Origin of the sequence: Flavobacterium sp. (assembly GCF_031422135.1) — a bacterium.
Taxonomy (GTDB): Bacteria; Bacteroidota; Bacteroidia; order Flavobacteriales; family Flavobacteriaceae; genus Flavobacterium.
In genome coordinates this window covers 1-2,552 of the sequence record NZ_JANOQD010000083.1, presented here as the reverse complement: position 1 = coordinate 2,552, position 2,552 = coordinate 1, and the positions used below count along the sequence as shown (strand labels likewise).

Genomic DNA, 2,552 nt, shown 5'->3' with positions numbered 1-2,552 from the left:
TGCAAGTACCGAATGTCCTTTATCTACTAACATTGTTATCGCTAAATGGGAATATTTATCTGGTTTTACGCTTGCTCCAAGCACTACAGTTTTTTTATTTTTCATTTGGCAAAAGTACAAAAATTGGATTGATTTTTTTTTAAATTTTAACGATACGTTATTTTAAAGTTTAACTTTGTTCTCACAATAGGTGGTAAATTTGCACTAAAAACTATGGAACTTTTTATGTATCTTTTTGTAGCGTTATTTTCTGTTCTTAATCCAATAGGCACAGTTCCTATTTTTGTTGGATTGACTCAAAATGACACAAAAACAGAACGTTCTCGAATTTCACTTTGGACTTCTATTAATGTTTTTATAATCTTAATTATTTCATTTTTTATCGGTCAATATGTACTATCTTTTTTTGGAATTACAATTAATGCACTCCGGATTACGGGTGGAATTATTATTACTAGTTCTGGTTTTTCGTTACTTAATGGTAAGTTCAATAAAAACAAGGGAATTAATAAAAAAGTAGAACAAGAAATAAAAGTTCGTAATGACATTGCTCTTACACCACTAGCAATGCCAATGCTTGCTGGTCTAGGTTCTATATCATTGCTCATTACATTTTACCAAGAACATCATTCTTCAAATGATATTATTGCATCCTGTTTAGCAATTTTAGCCGTATCATTAATAATTTATTTAATGCTAAAAAGCGCCCATTACCTTTCTAAAATTCTTGGAACCTCTGGCATTGTTGCCATATCAAGAATTATTGGCTTTTTAACAATTGCTATTGGTGTTCAGTACATTATAAGTGCGGTTTTGAGTATTGTAAGAGGGATTTAATTACTCCTCTCTTGGCAAGAAAATTTCTGCCATCATACATCTTGCGCTTCCGCCACCACAAGCTTCAATGGTATCAAGACTCGAACTTAAAATGGTTACGTGCTCTTCGAGTTGAGCAATTTGTTTTTTGGTTAAACTTTGATGTGCCGATTTACTCATTATTAAATAGCGTCTGTCATCTGTTCCATTTACCTCGAGCATGTTTCCTGCAAAATTATTGACTTGATCCTCTGTAATTAGAATGACTTCTTTTTCGTCGCCACGCAAACTATCGAGCACCATTTTTCGCTCTTTTTTGTCATCGATACAATCAGCACAAATTACGGCGAAGGTTTCGCCAAGACACATCATAACATTGGTATGATAAATGAGTTTTCGCTCTCCGTTTACGGTTTGAAATGCTTCGAATAATACGGGTGTAAACTCAAAATCTTCACAAAATTCTATAAACAATTCTTCGTCTGCTCGAGGAGATAGTGCACAATAGGCTTTGCCATTTTCTCTATCTAAAAGCAAACTTCCTGTTCCTTCTAGATAAAAACCATCTTCTTCTGCCGAAGTATAATCGGTTATGAATTCGTTGATTATAAAACCTTTGTCTTCGAGAATTTCTAGAATATCTTCTCGGCGTTCTTGACGACGATTTTCAGCAAACATGGGATACAAAACCACATCGCCACTTTCGTGAAAAGAGATCCAATTGTTCGGGAAAATACTGTCTGGCGTATCTGGATTTAAAGTATCCTCAACTACTGTAACATCAATTCCAACTGTTTTTAGCTTGTTTACAAAAGTATCAAATTCTTCTTGTGCTCTAGCATTTACAGTCTCTGGCGAAAGTCCGTCAAGTACTTTTTGATAATAATTATTTATGGCAGTCTGCTCGTTCATTCTGAACGCAACTGGACGAATCATTAAAATGGAATTGGTGGTTTGTTTCATTTTTTTGTATATTTTTTTTGTAGAGACGTTGCATTGCAACGTCTCTACAAAATTATTTTATTCCCTAATCAAAGGTAAGGTAGAACATCGCAATAATCCTTCTTGTTTTGCAATTTCGGCGTACGGTATTTCCTCTACCACAAAACCTTTGGAACGAAGCCATTTATTGAGTCGTTTGAATTTTTTTTCAGAAACAACGACATTGGTATCAATAGAAAAAACGTTAGAATTCATGTGATACATTTCTTTTCTAGTAATATGAAACAGATTTGCTTCACCAAAAAGATTCACGAGAAACATATAATCTGCTTCTTCACGAAAACCTCTCTTGTAAATGATTCCTTTGTCAATACCTATTGGTTGAAAACAACAATCTAAGTGCAAGGCATTATCTCGTGCTTCTATTTTTGATTTTACTAAATCGAATTCCTTGACAATCTTGTTGGGAAATAAATTCTTGATATATTGAACTCCATGCATATTTGTTCTTGCTGTAATATAATCCTTGTAATCACTTCCTTTATAAGTTCCAATAAAAATATAGTCGTTCCACAGCATCACGTCTCCGCCTTCGATGTGCACTTCTTCGGGTGGACGAACCACTTTTTTAGGATTCATTAGGTCTATTATAAACTGAATCGCCTCTAATTCTCGCTCTCTATCAGGCAAAATGTTCGATTTTATAAATACATCATCAATTACAAAACCTATGTCTCGAGCAAATATTTGATTGTAGTTTTCAATCATTTCTGGTCGGTAAACTGTTATATTAT

General features: G+C 33.8%; 3 protein-coding genes. 1 reads left to right on the top strand and 2 read right to left on the bottom strand.

Going from position 1 to position 2,552, the window contains the following annotated elements:
- Positions 1-213 precede the first annotated feature (213 nt).
- On the top strand, positions 214-837 hold the full coding sequence (locus tag RMO70_RS10870) for a MarC family NAAT transporter (RefSeq protein WP_310556462.1): 624 nt from the start codon (positions 214-216) through the stop codon (positions 835-837).
- Here the strand turns inward: RMO70_RS10870 and ctlX are convergent, their stop codons facing one another.
- Both ctlX and RMO70_RS10860 read right to left on the bottom strand, forming a co-directional pair.
- On the bottom strand, positions 838-1,779 hold the full coding sequence (ctlX, locus tag RMO70_RS10865; protein ID WP_310556461.1) for a citrulline utilization hydrolase CtlX: 942 nt from the start codon (positions 1,777-1,779) through the stop codon (positions 838-840).
- A 57-nt stretch (positions 1,780-1,836) separates the two neighbouring features.
- Positions 1,837-2,552 (bottom strand): arginine deiminase family protein (locus RMO70_RS10860; RefSeq protein ID WP_310556460.1); only part of this gene is annotated, 716 nt, incomplete at its 5' end.